Origin of the sequence: Pseudomonas sp. PDM10, assembly GCF_014852295.1 — a bacterium.
Lineage (GTDB): Bacteria > Pseudomonadota > Gammaproteobacteria > Pseudomonadales > Pseudomonadaceae > Aquipseudomonas.
In genome coordinates this window covers 197,084-212,427 of the sequence record NZ_JACVBJ010000001.1, presented here as the reverse complement: position 1 = coordinate 212,427, position 15,344 = coordinate 197,084, and the positions used below count along the sequence as shown (strand labels likewise).

The following is a 15,344-nucleotide window of genomic DNA, read 5'->3' as shown; positions in this document are numbered from 1 at the left end:
TCCAGCATGCCGCTCACCGGAAAACCGCTCTCAGGGCTGAAAGTCATTGAATTGGGTACGTTGATCGCCGGGCCGTTTGCCTCTCGCATTTGCGGCGAGTTCGGTGCCGAGGTGATCAAAATCGAGTCCCCCGATGGCGGCGATCCGTTGCGCAAATGGCGAAAACTGTATGAAGGCACCTCGCTGTGGTGGTTCGTCCAGGCGCGCAATAAGAAATCACTGACCCTGAACCTCAAACACCCCGACGGCTTGGCGATCCTGAAAAAACTGCTCAGTGAGGCGGACATCCTGATCGAGAACTTTCGCCCTGGCGTGCTGGAAAAGCTCGGCCTGGGCTGGGAAGTCTTGCACGCACTGAACCCGAAACTGGTGATGGTGCGCCTCTCGGGTTTCGGTCAGACCGGACCGATGAAAGATCAACCAGGTTTTGGCGCCGTCGGTGAATCCATGGGCGGCTTGCGCTACATCACCGGGTTCGAAGACCGGCCACCGGTACGCACCGGGATTTCCATCGGCGACTCTATTGCCGCGCTCTGGGGCGTGATCGGCGCCTTGATGGCCCTGCGTCATCGCGAGGTCAACGGCGGCCTCGGCCAAGTGGTGGATGTGGCGCTGTATGAAGCGATCTTCGCCATGATGGAAAGCATGGTCCCGGAGTTCGACGTGTTCGGTTTCATCCGCGAACGCACCGGCAACATCATGCCGGGCATCACGCCTTCCTCGATCCACACCAGTGCCGACGGCAAACATGTGCAGATCGGCGCCAATGGCGATGCGATCTTCAAACGCTTCATGCTGATTATTGGTCGCGAGGACCTGGCCAACGACCCTGCGCTGGCGAGCAACGACGGACGCGATAGCCGTCGCGACGAGATTTATGGGGTGATTGATCGCTGGGTCAACTCGCTGCCGCTGGACGCCATCATCGAGCAGTTGAATCAGGCCGACGTACCGGCCAGCCGGATCTTCAGTGCAGAAGATATGTTCAGTGATCCGCAGTACCTGGCCCGGGAAATGTTCCTGAAGGCCAAGTTGCCGGATGGCAAAGATTTCAAGATGCCGGGAATCGTGCCGAAACTCTCAGAGACACCCGGAACATCGGAATGGGTCGGGCCGCAGTTGGGCGAACACAATGCGCAGGTACTCAACGATCTTGGTTATGACAAGGAACAGATCGCAAAGCTGCGTGAAGACGGGGCCATCTAAGCTGAGGCGCCTGCTTACGCGGCCCATCAACCACTGCCTGACGCGCGGCGGACGAGCATTGTGCGCGTTCGGTTTTTTTCTGTTGCTCGCCGGTCAGGCTCAGCCAACGTGGGCGCAGCCGAAGGAAACCCTGGTCTGGCTGTTGCGCGACCTTCCACCGCTGATGATTTTCGAAGGATCTAAAAAGGACCAGGGCGTCATCGATCAACTGCTGCCGCTGCTGATCGCCCGCATGCCGCAATACGAACACACCCTGATGCGAGTCAATCGCGCTCGCGGCTTGCAAATGCTCCACGAGCCATCCCTCACGTGCGATGCGGCGCTGAACTGGAGCAAGGAGCGCGATGATTGGATCGCGTTTTCCATCCCGGTCTTTCGGGCCATGAGCAATGGCCTGGCCGTGCGACGCGTTGATCGGGAGATCCTGGCGCCCTTTATCAAGGACAGCGAAGTGGACCTGGCGGCCCTGCTGGCCAGTGGCCGGGAGAAACTGGGGATTATTGCCGAGCGCAACTACGGCGAATATCTCGACGCGCTGCTCAAACAAGCGCCAGCCAACTCACTGACCCTCCACTACGGTAACGATGCCTTGGGCAGTCTGTTGCAAATGCAACGCCTCGGGCGCTTGCGGATGCTGTTGGGGTACCGCTCGGAAATCCGCTACCAGGCCCAGCAGCAAGGGATCGCGGAAGATGAATTGCAGTTCTACCCGATTCGCGGCACGGGCAAATACCTGTCCGGTTACATCGGCTGTACCGACACTCCCCAGGGCCGGCAGGCGATCATCGAGATCAACCAACTGCTGCGCACCCTGCCCCACGATCACTTGAGCCAGGCATACGCCGCCTGGCTGGACCCCGAAAGTCGCAGCGACTACCTGGAAGCCAGCCGGGCATTTTTCCTGCAGCAGGCCGAGCAATGACAAATCGCAGGCAAAAAGAAACCCCGAGAAGTGGGGAGACGACTCGGGGTTAAACGTGGTCTACATAAAGACCAGTGGCAGCAAGCTACAAGCACCGGAGCACAATGCTTGATCCTGCTGTTACAAGGTCTGACTGACCTAAGCGCAGGAAGGTTCCCACAAAAAACAATTCAATTCCGGTTGGCCAGGATCTTGTCCTGTGCAGCATTGCGTAATGCTGCGATGACGCAGGGCTCCAGCCTGCCTTCGGCGATCAGCACGTCGCGATGCAATCCGTCGACGACATCCGTCAGCAGACGTTTGCTGGTCAGTTGGGCCTGATTGAACGCCCGCTCGACCACGATCGCGCCGGTCGCATTTTTCAGTGTCACCAGGCATTCGCCATGGGTTCCCGACGGGGTCAACGTTACCTGATACGGGCTCAGAGCTTCACCGAGCAATAGACTGATACTTTCCATCTCGATCACCACTCAATAGTCCGAAAACAAAGTGCCTGGGGCGTACCTACAGTAAATGACCACTGGCTCGAGAAGAAAGTTCTGGATACCGACTGCTGGGAAACCTGCGCCTCGGGTCAATAGAGCATGCACGGCCAAGATGACAGATAAAAAACAGCCGCGTCATGCCTGTTGCTTGCGCTTGCCGATATCGGTCCATCCTCCCAGCAAGCCCCGCAATTGTCCGTCGGCACCGTAAAAAGGCACCGTCCACTGATAGATATGCCTGACGCCGTTGTTGAACATCAATTGACGCTCACTGAAGCGCGTCTTGCGCGTACCGAGCTGGGCCATGAACTCTGCATGCAGCAGTTCGGCAGTCTCTTTGGGCAACACGTCCAGTTCAATCAGCTGTCGTCCCTGAACCTGGTCGAAACGGGTCGACAAGCCCTCCTCATAACTTTTGTTGCACATGATCAAACGCCCTTCCAGATCACGAACAAACACCGGATCGGGCATGGCGTCCATCAACGCATGCTGGAAGGCGAGCTGATCACTCAGACTTTTCTCGGCATCCAGGCGTTGCTGGATCAATAGCGTGAGCCGTCGGTTCCAGAGCAGGGACAACAGGCCGAACAGGCTGGCGATAAACATTCCCCAGCAGCCCCACTCGGCGAGTCGGTGCCAGGTGCCGGGCACCTTGACGGGGGCAATCCCATTGAGCCATTTCAGGCGAATGGCGCGCAATTCGGCAGGATCAAGCGCCTCGAGCGCCTTGTTGAGGATGCTCGACAGCTGTGGCTGACCTTTGCGTACGGCCAGGTGGTCCGCCTCCCATTTGCCCTCCACCGTATACCCGACCTTGAGCTGCCCGGACGGATAGAGTTGCGCTCCGGTTTCGTTTTCGATGGTGGCATAGGCCTCACCGCTCTCGACCAGCGCCCGGGCCTCCGCGTAGGTTTTAACCGAGCGCAGCTCGATGTCGGGATAGTCGCGGAGAATCGTGGCCTCCAGCGCATGCCGGGTCGGCAACACCAGAACCCTTCCCGACAGCTGCTCCAGGGATTGCACCACTGGCGCCCCGGCCCGCCCGACGAACACCCAGCCAGCGCCACCGAACGCATGACTGAAATCCAGAAACGTCTTGCGTTCGTCATTCATCGCCAGCGTCGTGCTCATGTCCGCTGCGCCACTTTCCAGTCGCCCGAGCAACTGATCGGTGGAAAACGATTCTTCGTGAACAAACTGCAATCCCGTCATCGCGCTGATGCGGTTGAGCAGATCATTGTTCAAGCCGTTCCAGTGGCCGTGCTTATCCTTGAACAGGTACAGCGGGTATTGCACCGAGGCGACGATGACTTTTGAATGCTCGGCAATCCATTTCAACTCCTGAGCATCCAGCTCGATTCTTGGGCCAGCAATCGATCCCTTGGAATCGGTTGCCGCCAATTGCGACGCGCTCCCCCATTGAGCAAAGCCCAGGGTGCCGACTAAAAAAAACATCCAGCACGCGGCTGGTTTTAACCCTCTGAAAAACAGCATTGCCACTTCCTTGGTAATCGTCTCGCCCGCCCTTCATGGGCGGCTCTTCATTTACGAAACCCGGCAAGTGTGGCATGCAGAAATGAGAAAGCCCGTCAGGAGACGGGCTTCAAAATGTGACAGTTTTAATTGGTTACAGAGGCTTGCCGCGGTTGCCATGCTTGCTGACAAAGGCCTGCACGGCTTTCAAGTCATTTGGCAGCACGGTGCAGCGCTCATCTCGCTCAAACAAATCAGAAAGATGTGCAGGTAGTTCGAGCGCTTTTCCTACGCCTGCTTTTTCCACTGCGTCCGGGAATTTGACCGGATGCGCCGTACCGAGGATCACCATCGGAATATCCAGGCTGCGACGGCACTCGCGCGCCGCCTTCACACCGATGGCGGTGTGCGGATCCAGCAGTTCGCCGGTTTGCTCGAAGACTTCGGCGATGGTTTCGCAGGTTTGAGCGTCATCCACGGCCAGCGAATCGAACAGCTTGCGGGCTTCGGTCCAGCGTTCCTGTTCGACGCTGAAACCGCCACCTTGTTTGAAGGTGTCCATCAGCCCGGCGATCGCTGCGCCGTTGCGACCGTGCAGGTCGAACAGCAGGCGTTCGAAGTTCGACGACACCATGATGTCCATCGACGGCGACAGCGTGGCGTGCAAGGTGTCCTTGACGTACTGATTGCCGCTCATGAAGCGGTGCAGGATGTCGTTGCGGTTGGTGGCGACGATCAACTGGTTGATCGGCAGGCCCATGTTGCGCGCCAGGTAACCGGCGAAAATATCGCCGAAGTTGCCGGTCGGCACCGAGAACGATACCGAACGCGCCGGGCCGCCCAACTGCAGGGCTGCGTGGAAGTAGTAAACGATCTGGGCCATGATTCGCGCCCAGTTGATCGAGTTCACAGCCACCAGACGTGTGCCTTTGAGGAAGCTCTGGTCGGCGAAGCTGGCCTTGACCATTTCCTGGCAGTCATCGAAGTTGCCTTCGATCGCGATGTTGTGGATGTTCTCGCCGAAGATGGTGGTCATCTGGCGACGCTGCACTTCGGACACACGGTTGTGCGGGTGCAGGATGAAGATGTCGACGTTTTCGCAGTGCTTGCAGCCTTCGATGGCGGCCGAACCGGTGTCGCCGGAGGTGGCGCCGACAATCACTACGCGCTCACCACGTTTCTCCAGCACGTAGTCGAGCAGACGACCCAGCAGCTGCAAGGCGAAGTCTTTGAACGCGAGGGTCGGGCCGTGGAACAGCTCCAGCACCCATTCGTTGCTGTTCAGCTGACGCAACGGCGCCACGGCGTTGTGGGAAAACACGCCGTAGGTTTCTTCAAGAATCTTTTTGAAATCGGCATCGGGGATGCTGCCGGTGACGAACGGGCGCATCACCCGGAAGGCCAGCTCGTGATACGGCAGGCCGGCCCAGGAAGCGATTTCTTCCTGGGTGAAACGTGGCAGGTTTTCCGGGACGTACAGACCACCGTCCGTGGCCAGACCGGCCAGCAGGACGTCTTCGAAATTCAGGGCCGGTGCCTGGCCGCGGGTACTGATATAACGCATGACTGGCTCCAATAGACAGTGTTCGCAAACCCGGGCTCGCAAGCGAGCCCGGTGAACGATAACGGCTTAGTTCAGGTGCTCGACGCGGATCCGTACGACCGGACCGACTACGCCCGCCAAGGCTTCCAGGGCGGCGATCGCGTCGTTCATGTGCTGTTCCAGCACGCGGTGAGTCAGCAGGATCATCGGCACCAGGCCGTCGTGTTCTTCGACTTCCTTCTGCATGATCGATTCGATGTTGATGCCGCGCTCCGACAGGATGCTCGCCACCTGCGCCAACACGCCTGGATGATCCTTGGCCTGGATGCGCAGGTAATAGGAGCTCTCGCAAGCCTCGATCGGCAGGATCGGGTGGGCCGACAGCGAGTCCGGCTGAAACGCCAGGTGCGGTACGCGGTTTTCCGGGTCGGACGTCATGGCGCGAACCACATCCACCAGGTCGGCGATCACCGACGAAGCGGTCGGCTCCATGCCAGCGCCAGCGCCGTAGAACAGGGTCGAACCGGCAGCGTCACCGTTGACCATCACTGCGTTCATCACGCCGTTGACGTTGGCGATCAGGCGATCGGCCGGGATCAGCGTCGGGTGCACGCGCAGTTCGATGCCGGCCGCGGTGCTGCGCGCCACGCCCAGGTGCTTGATGCGATAGCCCAGCGCTTCGGCGTAGTTCACGTCAGCGGTGGTCAGCTTGGTGATGCCTTCGGTGTAGGCCTTGTCGAACTGCAGCGGAATACCGAACGCGATGGACGCCAGGATCGTCAGCTTGTGGGCCGCGTCGATGCCTTCAACGTCGAAGGTCGGATCGGCCTCGGCGTAACCCAGGGCTTGTGCCTCGGCGAGTACGTCTTCGAAAGTCCGGCCCTTCTCACGCATTTCGGTGAGGATGAAGTTACCGGTGCCGTTGATGATGCCGGCGACCCAGTTGATGCGGTTGGCCGACAGGCCTTCACGGATCGCCTTGATCACCGGAATGCCACCGGCCACGGCGGCTTCGAACGCCACAATCACACCCTTCTCGCGGGCCTTGGCGAAAATTTCATTACCGTGAACGGCGATCAACGCCTTGTTCGCGGTCACCACATGTTTTCCGTTCTCGATCGCTTTGAGTACCAGCTCGCGGGCAACGGTGTAGCCGCCCATCAGCTCTATGACGATGTCGATCTCAGGGTTCGTGGCCACTTCGAAGACATCGTTGGTAATCGCAATACCGGTCGTCTGGAACTGAGGCTTTGGCGTGCGCATGGCAATTTGTGCCACTTCGATTCCACGCCCGGCACGACGAGAAATTTCCTCGGCGTTACGCTGAAGTACGTTGAAGGTACCGCCACCGACGGTCCCTAACCCACAGATGCCTACTTTGACCGGTTTCACTGTGAACTCCCCATGAAACGGCCGACTCAAGGCCGGCCGTGAAAACAACCGCATACTCGCGGTTCTCTATTAATGGCCCGGCGAACGCTGCCGCCGAACCATGATCGTCAATGGCTGACCGTGACGATGCGAATTTACTTCGCGCCCAACGCCAGTTTGGCGACTTGTGGCGCAGGCTGGTAGCCCGGAATGACCTGGCCGTCGGCCAAAACGATGGCCGGTGTACCGTTCACGCCGATCGACTGACCGAGGGCGAACTGCTTGGAAACCGGGTTATCGCACTTGGCGGCCTTGATCTCCTTGCCGTCGACCATCTTGTCCATGGCCGCTTTCTTGTCTTTCGAGCACCAGACCGCTTGCAGCTGCTCGTCACCCGGCGAACCCAAGCCCTGGCGCGGGAACGCGACATAACGCACTTCGATGCCGCGCTTGTTCAGCTCAGGCACTTCAGCGTGCAGCTTGTGGCAGTACGGGCAGGTGGTATCGGTAAACACGGTGATGTGCGATTTGGTTTCGCCGATCGCCGGGTAGACCACGGTTTCCGCGACTGGAATGGCGTTGATCAGTTTGGACACGCCCAGGCGTTCGGCCTTCTCGGTCAGGTTGATCGGTTTGCCGTCCTTGAGCTGGAACATGTAGCCCTGCACCACATATTGGCCGTCGGCGCTGGCGTAGAGCACGCGGCTGCCTTGCAGCTTGACTTCGTACAGGCCCGGCAGCGGACTGGCGGTGATGCTTTCTACCGGCACCTCGAGCTGGAGGTTTTCCAGGCTTTTACGAATGGCTTTGTCGGCCGCGTCATCGGCGACGGCAAAGGTACTGACCAACGCAATGGCTGCGGCGGCGAAAATCTGGGTCAGACGCATGAGAACTCCTGAAGGCGGACAAATGGGACGATCAGAACGCCCGTGCCGAAACACCGGGTCATAAACGCCCATCGTGCAAACCGGCAAAGCCTACCACATAAGGCCCCTGTGGCCGAATGCGGGTGATACAACCCTGCCTGACTGACACCCATTACTGTGGTGAGGGGGTTTATCGGAACGCCGCAACGCCCCGTTCGGCTGCGCAGCAGTCGTCTTGCGGCCCATTCGCCTGGCCAGAATTGCCAAGATGGGGCTGCTTCGCAACCCAATGGGGGTAAACCCCCTCACCACAGGGGAGCATTCCACTTCAGGAGCTGTGTTCATCCGCGCGGGTGGTGTTTGGCGTGCAGGTCCTGCAGACGTGCGCGGGCGACGTGGGTGTAGATCTGCGTAGTCGACAGATCGCTGTGGCCGAGCAGCATTTGCACCACCCGCAGGTCGGCGCCGTGGTTGAGCAAGTGGGTGGCAAAGGCATGACGCAGGGTATGCGGCGACAGCGACTTGCCGATCCCGGCAACCTTGGCCTGGTGCTTGATGCGATGCCAGAAGGTTTGCCGAGTCATCTGCTCGCCGCGCTGGCTGGGAAACATGACATCGCTGGGACGCCCGCCAAGCAGCTCCTGGCGGCCATCGCGCAGGTAACGCTCGACCCAGACAATCGCCTCCTCGCCCATCGGCACCAGCCGCTCCTTGCTGCCCTTGCCCATCACTCGCAGCACGCCTTGGCGCAGGTTGACTTGCTCCAGCGTCAGGCTGATCAGCTCCGTCACGCGCAAGCCGCAGGCATAAAGCACTTCGAGCATGGCGCGGTCGCGTTGGCCGATGGCTTCGCTCAAATCTGGGGCCTTCAACAGCGCTTCTACGTCTGCTTCCGACAGGGATTTGGGCAATGGCCTACCGAGTTGAGGCATATCGACGCGTAACGTCGGATCGACCGCGATCAACTTTTCCCGCAGCAGATAGCGGTAAAAGCCGCGCACACCCGAGAGAAATCTCGCAGTGGAACGGGGTTTGTAGTTCTGCTCCAGGCGCCAGGCCAAGTGATCGAGGATCAGCTCGCGTCCGGCGTTGATCAGCTCCAGGTTTTTTTCCTGCAGCCAGCCGTTGAACAGGGCCAGGTCGCTGCGATAGGCATCGCGGGTGTTATCGGAAAGACCTTTCTCCAGCCACAGCGCGTCGAGAAACTGGTCTATCAAAGGATGATCGATGGCGGGCATAAAGGCTCAGGCAAGACCGACAATACGGTCAGGGAAGATAAATCGCAGGCAACAAAAAAGCAGCCCGTAGGCTGCTTTTTTCTGCATCGGAAGCTGGACTTAAGCCAGTTTTTCCTTGATGCGAGCTGCTTTACCGGACAGGTCACGCAGGTAGTACAGCTTGGCTTTACGTACGTCACCGCGACGTTTAACGGCCATGCTGTCGATTTGCGGGCTGTAGGTCTGGAAAGTACGCTCTACGCCAACACCGTTGGAGATTTTACGAACGGTGAAAGCACTGTTTACGCCGCGGTTACGCTTGGCGATAACAACACCTTCGAACGCTTGCAGACGCGAACGGTCGCCTTCCTTCACTTTCACCTGAACGACAATGGTGTCGCCCGGGGCAAAGGTAGGGATCTCTTTGGTCATCTGCTCTGCTTCGAGTGCAAGGATGATTTTGTTAGTCATGCTGTGCTCCTAAGGTAAATCGTCGGATCTACCATCGATACGTTGTTAACTATCGTCCCGCTCGCGGATGTATTCCTCGAGCAGCTTCTTCTCTTCTCCAGAAAGCGAGCGGCTTTCCAGAAGATCGGCGCGTCGTTCAAAGGTCCTACCAAGGGACTGCTGTAAACGCCAACGCCGGATATGCGCGTGATTGCCACTTAGCAATACGTCGGGAACACGCTGATCCGCATACACCTCCGGTCGGGTGTAGTGCGGGCAATCCAGCAAACCATCCGTAAAGGAATCTTCCTCGGCGGAGTCCGCATGCCCTAAAGCTCCAGGCAGCAGTCGTGTAACCGCATCGATCAGGACCATCGCCGGCAGCTCGCCGCCAGACAGTACATAGTCGCCAATCGACCACTCTTCATCGACATGAGCATCAATAAAACGCTCGTCAATGCCTTCATAGCGGCCGGCAATCAGGATCAATGCATCCAGATTCGCCAACTCGCGTACCGCCGACTGAGTCAGTTGACGGCCTTGGGGGGACAGGTAAATTACCTTCGCCGCCTCCCCGGCTGCTGCCTTGGCCTGAACCAACGCATCTTCCAGGGGCTTGATCTTCATCACCATGCCCGGACCACCGCCAAATGGGCGATCGTCCACAGTGTGATGTCGATCCGTCGTGTAGTCTCGCGGATTCCAACAGGTGAGCTGCAAGAGCCCCTGTTTCACCGCACGACTGGTGATGCCGTACTCGCTGATGGCGGAGAACATCTCGGGAAACAAACTGATCACTTCTACGCGCAGGTTAGCCACGTTTAGAAGTCCGCATCCCATTCCACCTTCATCTCGCCTGCGGCAAGGTCGACGGCCAACACGCATTGCTCTGTATAGGGCAACAGGCGTTCGCGATCATCCAGGCTGCCAGCGCAAGGCTTGATCACCATTACATCATTGGCGCCGGTTTCCAGAAGATGATCGATTTTCCCGAGCAATTGCCCGAGTTGATCAATGACCTTCAGACCTTCCAGCTGGTACCAGTAGTACTCGCCGTCGGTCAATTCAGGGAACAGGTTGCGCGGCACGCAGATCTCATAACCGGCCAGAAGACGTGCTTCTTCACGATCATCAAGACCCTTGAGCTTTGCGACCAGGAACTTGTCGTTCCCGCGTCCGCTGACCAGCTCGACCTGTTTCACACTACCTTCGCGCTTGAGCGTCCAGGTTTTGTACTGCAACAGGTTTTCAGTCGGATCAGTAAAGGAATACACCTTCACTTCGCCGCGAACGCCATGAACCGAATAAATTTTGCCGATAACGATCAAATCATCAGCAACAGCTGGCGTCGCGTTCATATTGCTCAGGCCGCAGCCTTAGCCGCGTCCTTCAACAACTGAGCAACACGCTCAGAAGGTTGTGCACCAACGCTCAGCCAGTAGGCTACGCGCTCTTGGTTCACGGACAGACGGACTTCTTGACCACGAGCAACAGGGTTGAAGAAACCAACCTGTTCCTTGTGCGAACCGTCGCGCGGGTTGCGGCTGTCGGTTACGGTCAAGTGGTAAAACGGGCGCTTTTTGGAGCCGCCAAGGGCAAGACGGATTGTTAGCATGTGAACATCGTTCCTGTAGTCGGTGCTGCAAATCTAAAGGCACAGCGGGCATAGGTGCCCGAAAGGCCGCATATTCTAAGGAATATCCGGACTTTTGCAAATGTCTTTTTCCGACGGTCTTTCGGCCGCCATCAAGATTTGCTATAGAGCCGTCGTTGAAAACGGCCAGTCAGCTCCCGCCAAGTGCGGGTTTGCTGGAGATCCCACTTCCGTGTGGGAGGTGCAAGGGCAAGCCCCCGCGTAAATTAATTACATTCTAGGCGCGCCGCCGCCGGGCAACATACCGCCCATGCCGCGCATCATTTTGGCCATTCCGCCTTTTGCGGAGAACTTCTTCATCATCTTCTGCATCTGCTTGTGCTGCTTGATCAAGCGACCGATGTCCTGCACCTGAGTGCCGGAACCCAGGGCGATCCGGCGCTTGCGCGAACCGCTGATCATCTCAGGGTCGCGGCGCTCGGCCGGGGTCATGGAATTGATGATGGCTTCCATCTGCTTGAATTGTTTCTCTGCCGCACCTTGGGCGTTGCCCATCTGCGCCAGGTTCATACCGCCGATGTTTGGCAGTTTGTCCATGAGGCCGCCGAGGCCGCCCATGTTTTTCATCTGTTGCAGCTGATCGCGGAAGTCTTCGAGGTCGAAGCCCTTGCCCTTCTTCAGCTTCTTGGCCAGTTTGTCGGCCTTGTCCTTGTCGAGGGTCTGTTCGGCCTGCTCGATCAGACTGAGCACGTCGCCCATGCCGAGGATGCGCGAAGCAATACGCTCCGGGTGGAACGGCTCGAGCGCGTCGCTCTTCTCGCCCATACCGATGAACTTGATCGGCTTGCCGGTAATGGCGCGCACCGACAGTGCAGCGCCGCCACGGGCGTCGCCGTCGACCTTGGTCAGGATCACACCGGTCAGCGGCAGAGCATCGCCGAAGGCCTTGGCCGTGTTGGCGGCGTCCTGGCCGGTCATGGCGTCGACCACGAACAGTGTTTCGACCGGGTTGATCGCGGCATGCAGGGCCTTGATCTCGCCCATCATCTCTTCATCGATGTGCAGGCGACCGGCGGTATCGACGATGACCACGTCGATGAATTTCAGTTTTGCTTCTTTAATGGCTGCTTGCGCGATGTCGACCGGCTTCTGGCTCAGGTCGGACGGGAAGAAGGTAACGCCGACTTCACCCGCGAGCATTTCCAGCTGCTTGATCGCTGCCGGACGGTAAACGTCCGCAGACACGACCATGACCGACTTCTTCTTGCGCTCTTTAAGGAAGCGCGCGAGCTTGCCGGCGGTGGTGGTTTTACCCGCCCCCTGCAAACCGGCCATCAGCACGACGGCGGGAGGAACGGCGCTCAGGTTCAGGTCTTCGTTGGCCGCGCCCATCAGGCTTTCGAGTTCGGCCTGGACGATCTTCACGAAGGCCTGGCCCGGCGTCAGGCTGCGCGACACCTCGGTGCCGACGGCGCGCTCCTTGACCGAATTGACGAAGTCCTTGACGACCGGCAAGGCGACGTCAGCTTCGAGCAACGCCATGCGCACTTCGCGCAGGGTGTCTTTGATGTTGTCTTCGGTCAGCTTGGCCTTGCCGGTGACATGGCGCAGCGTCTGCGAGAGACGGTCGGTTAAGTTTTCAAACATTGCGCGATCCTTTCAGGCCCTGTGTAAACCGGGATAATGGCGGCCCAGACCGGAAAAAACATGTGCTCGGCGAGCCTGCGGCGTGGGCAGGTCGCGGATTATAGCGAAGACTGCGTCTGGCGGACACCTCGTCGTCAGGTTGCATGGTCTTTCGTGCTGTGGGGGTTCTATGCCAAACTCAGCGCCTTTCGGGCTTGCCTAACAGGATTTATGCTCCCCTTGTCACCCAGTTTGCTAGCTACCCTCGCCGCCGCCTGCTTATATGCCGCTGCGACCCTCTATCAGGGCACTCGTCTGGCCACCGGTGCCAAGGCGAACAAACGCCTGCTGGTCACGCTCGGCGTGCTCGCCGTGCTGGCTCATAGCGCCAGCCTGTTCACCCACCTGCTGACACCGATTGGCCTGGGGCTGGATTTTTTCAGCGCCGCCAGCCTGATCGCAGCCGCGGTGATTGCCCTGACGCTGTTGGCCTGCTCGCGGATCCCGGTGGAAAACCTGCTTATATTGCTGTTCCCGCTCGGCGCCGCCACCGTGCTGCTCGCACAGTTCGCCCCCGCCGGCACCGTGCAGATCATCGACGAAGAACCGGGCATCCTCGCCCACATCCTGCTGTCGATCCTTGCCTATGGCATGTTCACCATCGCGGTATTCCAGGCATTGCTGCTGCTGGTTCAAGACCATCAGCTCAAGCACAAACACCCGTCGGGCCTGATCAAGAACTTCCCGCCGCTGCAAACCATGGAAAGCCTGCTGTTCGGTTTCCTCTGGGCCGGCTGGACCCTGCTGTCGCTGTCGTTGATCTCCGGCTGGCTGTTCGTTGACAACCTTTTCGCCCAGCACCTGGTGCACAAAACCTTGCTGGCATGCCTGGCCTGGATCGTCTTCAGCGTGCTGCTATGGGGCCGTAATCGCCTCGGCTGGCGCGGCCACAAGGCCATTCGCTGGACCCTCGCCGGTTTCTGCCTGCTGATGCTGGCTTATTTCGGCAGTAAGCTGGTTCGTGAATACATCCTGCATATCTGACGGGCGGCATTAATGGACGACTTGCCCATAGGGCCGATGCTCGCGGTAGTGGCCCTGCTGATTTTATGGTCGGGGCTGTTTACCGCCATCGAAGCTGCGCAACAGCACTTGCTCGCCCAGCGGACAGCTTCGCGCTCGAGCGACAAGCCGGTGGCAAAACTGAGCTTTTCGCTCAACAGCCTGATCCTCTGCAACACCCTGTGCCGCGCACTGGTCGTGGTCATCAGCACCTTGCTGGCGATTTTCACTTGGGCGGAAAACGGTCCATGGGTGGCCTGCCTGGGGGCTGGCGCCGTGCTTCTGGTGTTCGCCGACTACCTGCCGCGTACCATCGCCGTGCGTTATCCGGACGCCGTCCTGGCCCTGGGCAACACCTTGCTGGGCGCGCCACTGAAAATCATCTATCCCGCCGCCTGGTTGCTCAATGGCATAAGCCAGCTGCTGATGCGACCGTTCGCCCGCAAAGTCAAAGTTGTGCAGCAGAGCGAAGACGAGGCCCCGAACCATCGGCACGACGATCACGAACACGCCGCCTGCCGCCCACACCCGCTGTCAGGCATCCATGCGCTGGACAACATCACGGTCAACGACATTCTGGTGCCACGCAGTGACGTCGACGGGGTCAATCTGGACGACTCCCTCGAGGAAATCATTGAGCAGCTTCGCGCCAACAAACGCACACGCTTGCCGGTTTTCCACAGCGACATCAACCAGGTCGAGGCAGTGCTCAATACCCGGCAGATCCGCCATCTGCTGTCTGACGCCAGCCTGACCCGTGAGGCACTGCTTGCAGCCTGTCACGACCCCTACTTCGTGCCGGAAAGCACTCCGCTGCAACTGCAGCTGTTGAATTTCCACAAACAACAGCGACGCCTGGGCATGGTGGTCGACGAGTATGGCGAAGTGCTCGGTGTCGTGACGCTGGAAGACATCCTCGAAGAAATCGTCGGCGAGTTCGAAAGCCAGCACAGCCTGGATAACCCGCACATCCACCCACAGGCCGATGGCCGCCTGGTGATCGAAGGGGCGGCGTCGATTCGCGAACTAAACAAGAGCCTGGGCTGGCACTTGCCGAGCGACGGTCCGAAAACCCTCAACGGGTTGGTGACCGAGGCGCTGGAAACGATTCCGGACAGTGCGGTATGCCTGAAGATCGGGCGTTATCGGCTGGAGATTCTGGAGACGGAAGATAATCGGGTCACGCGGGTTTTGATCTGGCATACCAGCTCGGTTCCAGCAGTAATTTAAACCGTGGCACCTTCCCTGCGCTGAGGGGATTTACCTGTGAAGTGGGATTTACCTGTGGCAAGGGGATAAATCCCCTCACCACAATTGCATTGCCAGCCTTGTCCACCTGTTGGCATTACCAGCCTTATCCACTTGTTGTCATCGCCAGCGCTTGGCCCCTTGTTCGATCGTTAGCCTCCTTCCTATAATCATCCCAGCTTACCCAAGCCCCGCCATACCCCCGTGCTACCCGCACCCCGCATCAAACCCACATCCCTGGGTGTTCGACCATAATAATTCGCTCCACTGGGGCACATGAC

At 58.9% G+C, this 15,344-nt stretch carries 15 protein-coding genes; 4 read left to right on the top strand and 11 right to left on the bottom strand.

Features of this window, described 5'->3' with window-relative positions; translation table 11 throughout:
* The first annotated feature begins 6 nt into the window (after positions 1–6).
* Complete coding sequence (locus tag IB252_RS01005) at positions 7–1,206, top strand: CaiB/BaiF CoA transferase family protein (protein ID WP_192406311.1); 1,200 nt, start codon at positions 7–9, stop codon at positions 1,204–1,206.
* Entirely contained in the window at positions 1,160–2,128 is a 969-nt protein-coding gene (locus IB252_RS01000) for a TIGR02285 family protein (protein WP_192406309.1), read from the top strand. Before IB252_RS01005 ends, IB252_RS01000 begins: the two co-directional genes overlap by 47 nt.
* Before the next feature lie 170 nt (positions 2,129–2,298).
* Here the strand turns inward: IB252_RS01000 and IB252_RS00995 are convergent, their stop codons facing one another.
* From IB252_RS00995 to ffh, 11 genes are all read right to left on the bottom strand, one after another.
* Complete coding sequence (locus IB252_RS00995) at positions 2,299–2,586, bottom strand: DUF3509 domain-containing protein (RefSeq protein ID WP_033056390.1); 288 nt, start codon at positions 2,584–2,586, stop codon at positions 2,299–2,301.
* 162 nt (positions 2,587–2,748) lie between these two features.
* Positions 2,749–4,107, bottom strand: coding sequence for a transporter substrate-binding domain-containing protein (locus IB252_RS00990; RefSeq protein WP_192406308.1), 1,359 nt, complete (start codon positions 4,105–4,107; stop codon positions 2,749–2,751).
* A 133-nt stretch (positions 4,108–4,240) separates the two neighbouring features.
* Positions 4,241–5,650 (bottom strand): threonine synthase, encoded by a 1,410-nt coding sequence (thrC, locus tag IB252_RS00985; RefSeq protein WP_192406306.1) that lies wholly within the window; start codon positions 5,648–5,650, stop codon positions 4,241–4,243.
* Positions 5,651–5,716: 66 nt separating this feature from the next.
* Positions 5,717–7,021, bottom strand: a complete 1,305-nt coding sequence (locus IB252_RS00980; protein WP_074880855.1) for a homoserine dehydrogenase — start codon at positions 7,019–7,021, stop codon at positions 5,717–5,719.
* Between the two features lie 134 nt (positions 7,022–7,155).
* Positions 7,156–7,887: a bifunctional protein-disulfide isomerase/oxidoreductase DsbC gene (gene dsbC, locus IB252_RS00975; RefSeq protein WP_192406304.1), complete on the bottom strand. Its 732-nt coding sequence runs from the start codon at positions 7,885–7,887 to the stop codon at positions 7,156–7,158.
* Positions 7,888–8,207: 320 nt separating this feature from the next.
* Positions 8,208–9,104, bottom strand: a complete 897-nt coding sequence (xerD, locus tag IB252_RS00970; RefSeq protein ID WP_074879884.1) for a site-specific tyrosine recombinase XerD — start codon at positions 9,102–9,104, stop codon at positions 8,208–8,210.
* A 99-nt stretch (positions 9,105–9,203) separates the two neighbouring features.
* Entirely contained in the window at positions 9,204–9,554 is a 351-nt protein-coding gene (gene rplS / locus IB252_RS00965) for a 50S ribosomal protein L19 (RefSeq protein WP_003175895.1), read from the bottom strand.
* A gap of 45 nt (positions 9,555–9,599) precedes the next feature.
* Positions 9,600–10,373: a tRNA (guanosine(37)-N1)-methyltransferase TrmD gene (gene trmD, locus IB252_RS00960; protein WP_173667518.1), complete on the bottom strand. Its 774-nt coding sequence runs from the start codon at positions 10,371–10,373 to the stop codon at positions 9,600–9,602.
* A complete protein-coding gene (rimM, locus tag IB252_RS00955; RefSeq protein ID WP_111451377.1) occupies positions 10,355–10,891 on the bottom strand; it encodes a ribosome maturation factor RimM in 537 nt (178 codons plus the stop codon). The genes trmD and rimM overlap by 19 nt, the downstream gene beginning before the upstream one ends.
* 5 nt (positions 10,892–10,896) lie before the next feature.
* The gene (gene rpsP, locus IB252_RS00950; protein WP_007944872.1) at positions 10,897–11,148 is read right to left on the bottom strand and encodes a 30S ribosomal protein S16; all 252 of its coding nucleotides are present in this window, start codon (positions 11,146–11,148) and stop codon (positions 10,897–10,899) included.
* Positions 11,149–11,397: 249 nt separating this feature from the next.
* A complete protein-coding gene (gene ffh / locus IB252_RS00945) occupies positions 11,398–12,774 on the bottom strand; it encodes a signal recognition particle protein (protein ID WP_192406299.1) in 1,377 nt (458 codons plus the stop codon).
* Positions 12,775–12,984: 210 nt separating this feature from the next.
* Between ffh and IB252_RS00940 the strand changes: the two genes are divergently transcribed.
* A complete protein-coding gene (locus IB252_RS00940) occupies positions 12,985–13,797 on the top strand; it encodes an inner membrane protein YpjD (protein ID WP_033053429.1) in 813 nt (270 codons plus the stop codon).
* A gap of 12 nt (positions 13,798–13,809) precedes the next feature.
* Entirely contained in the window at positions 13,810–15,045 is a 1,236-nt protein-coding gene (locus IB252_RS00935; protein ID WP_192406297.1) for a transporter associated domain-containing protein, read from the top strand.
* Positions 15,046–15,344: the final 299 nt, after the last annotated feature.

Excerpts from the sequence above, each read along its gene's own strand:
- rplS (WP_003175895.1), bottom strand. The coding sequence starts at position 9,554 with ATGACTAACAAAATCATCCTTGCACTCGAAGCAGAGCAGATGACCAAA.
- trmD (WP_173667518.1), bottom strand. The coding sequence starts at position 10,373 with ATGGGATGCGGACTTCTAAACGTGGCTAACCTGCGCGTAGAAGTGATC.
- xerD (WP_074879884.1), bottom strand. The coding sequence starts at position 9,104 with ATGCCCGCCATCGATCATCCTTTGATAGACCAGTTTCTCGACGCGCTG.
- IB252_RS00940 (WP_033053429.1), top strand. The coding sequence starts at position 12,985 with ATGCTCCCCTTGTCACCCAGTTTGCTAGCTACCCTCGCCGCCGCCTGC.
- dsbC (WP_192406304.1), bottom strand. The coding sequence starts at position 7,887 with ATGCGTCTGACCCAGATTTTCGCCGCCGCAGCCATTGCGTTGGTCAGT.
- IB252_RS01000 (WP_192406309.1), top strand. The coding sequence starts at position 1,160 with ATGACAAGGAACAGATCGCAAAGCTGCGTGAAGACGGGGCCATCTAAG.
- IB252_RS00995 (WP_033056390.1), bottom strand. The coding sequence starts at position 2,586 with ATGGAAAGTATCAGTCTATTGCTCGGTGAAGCTCTGAGCCCGTATCAG.
- rpsP (WP_007944872.1), bottom strand. The coding sequence starts at position 11,148 with ATGCTAACAATCCGTCTTGCCCTTGGCGGCTCCAAAAAGCGCCCGTTT.
- IB252_RS00990 (WP_192406308.1), bottom strand. The coding sequence starts at position 4,107 with ATGCTGTTTTTCAGAGGGTTAAAACCAGCCGCGTGCTGGATGTTTTTT.
- ffh (WP_192406299.1), bottom strand. The coding sequence starts at position 12,774 with ATGTTTGAAAACTTAACCGACCGTCTCTCGCAGACGCTGCGCCATGTC.
- IB252_RS00935 (WP_192406297.1), top strand. The coding sequence starts at position 13,810 with ATGGACGACTTGCCCATAGGGCCGATGCTCGCGGTAGTGGCCCTGCTG.
- thrC (WP_192406306.1), bottom strand. The coding sequence starts at position 5,650 with ATGCGTTATATCAGTACCCGCGGCCAGGCACCGGCCCTGAATTTCGAA.
- IB252_RS01005 (WP_192406311.1), top strand. The coding sequence starts at position 7 with ATGCCGCTCACCGGAAAACCGCTCTCAGGGCTGAAAGTCATTGAATTG.
- rimM (WP_111451377.1), bottom strand. The coding sequence starts at position 10,891 with ATGAACGCGACGCCAGCTGTTGCTGATGATTTGATCGTTATCGGCAAA.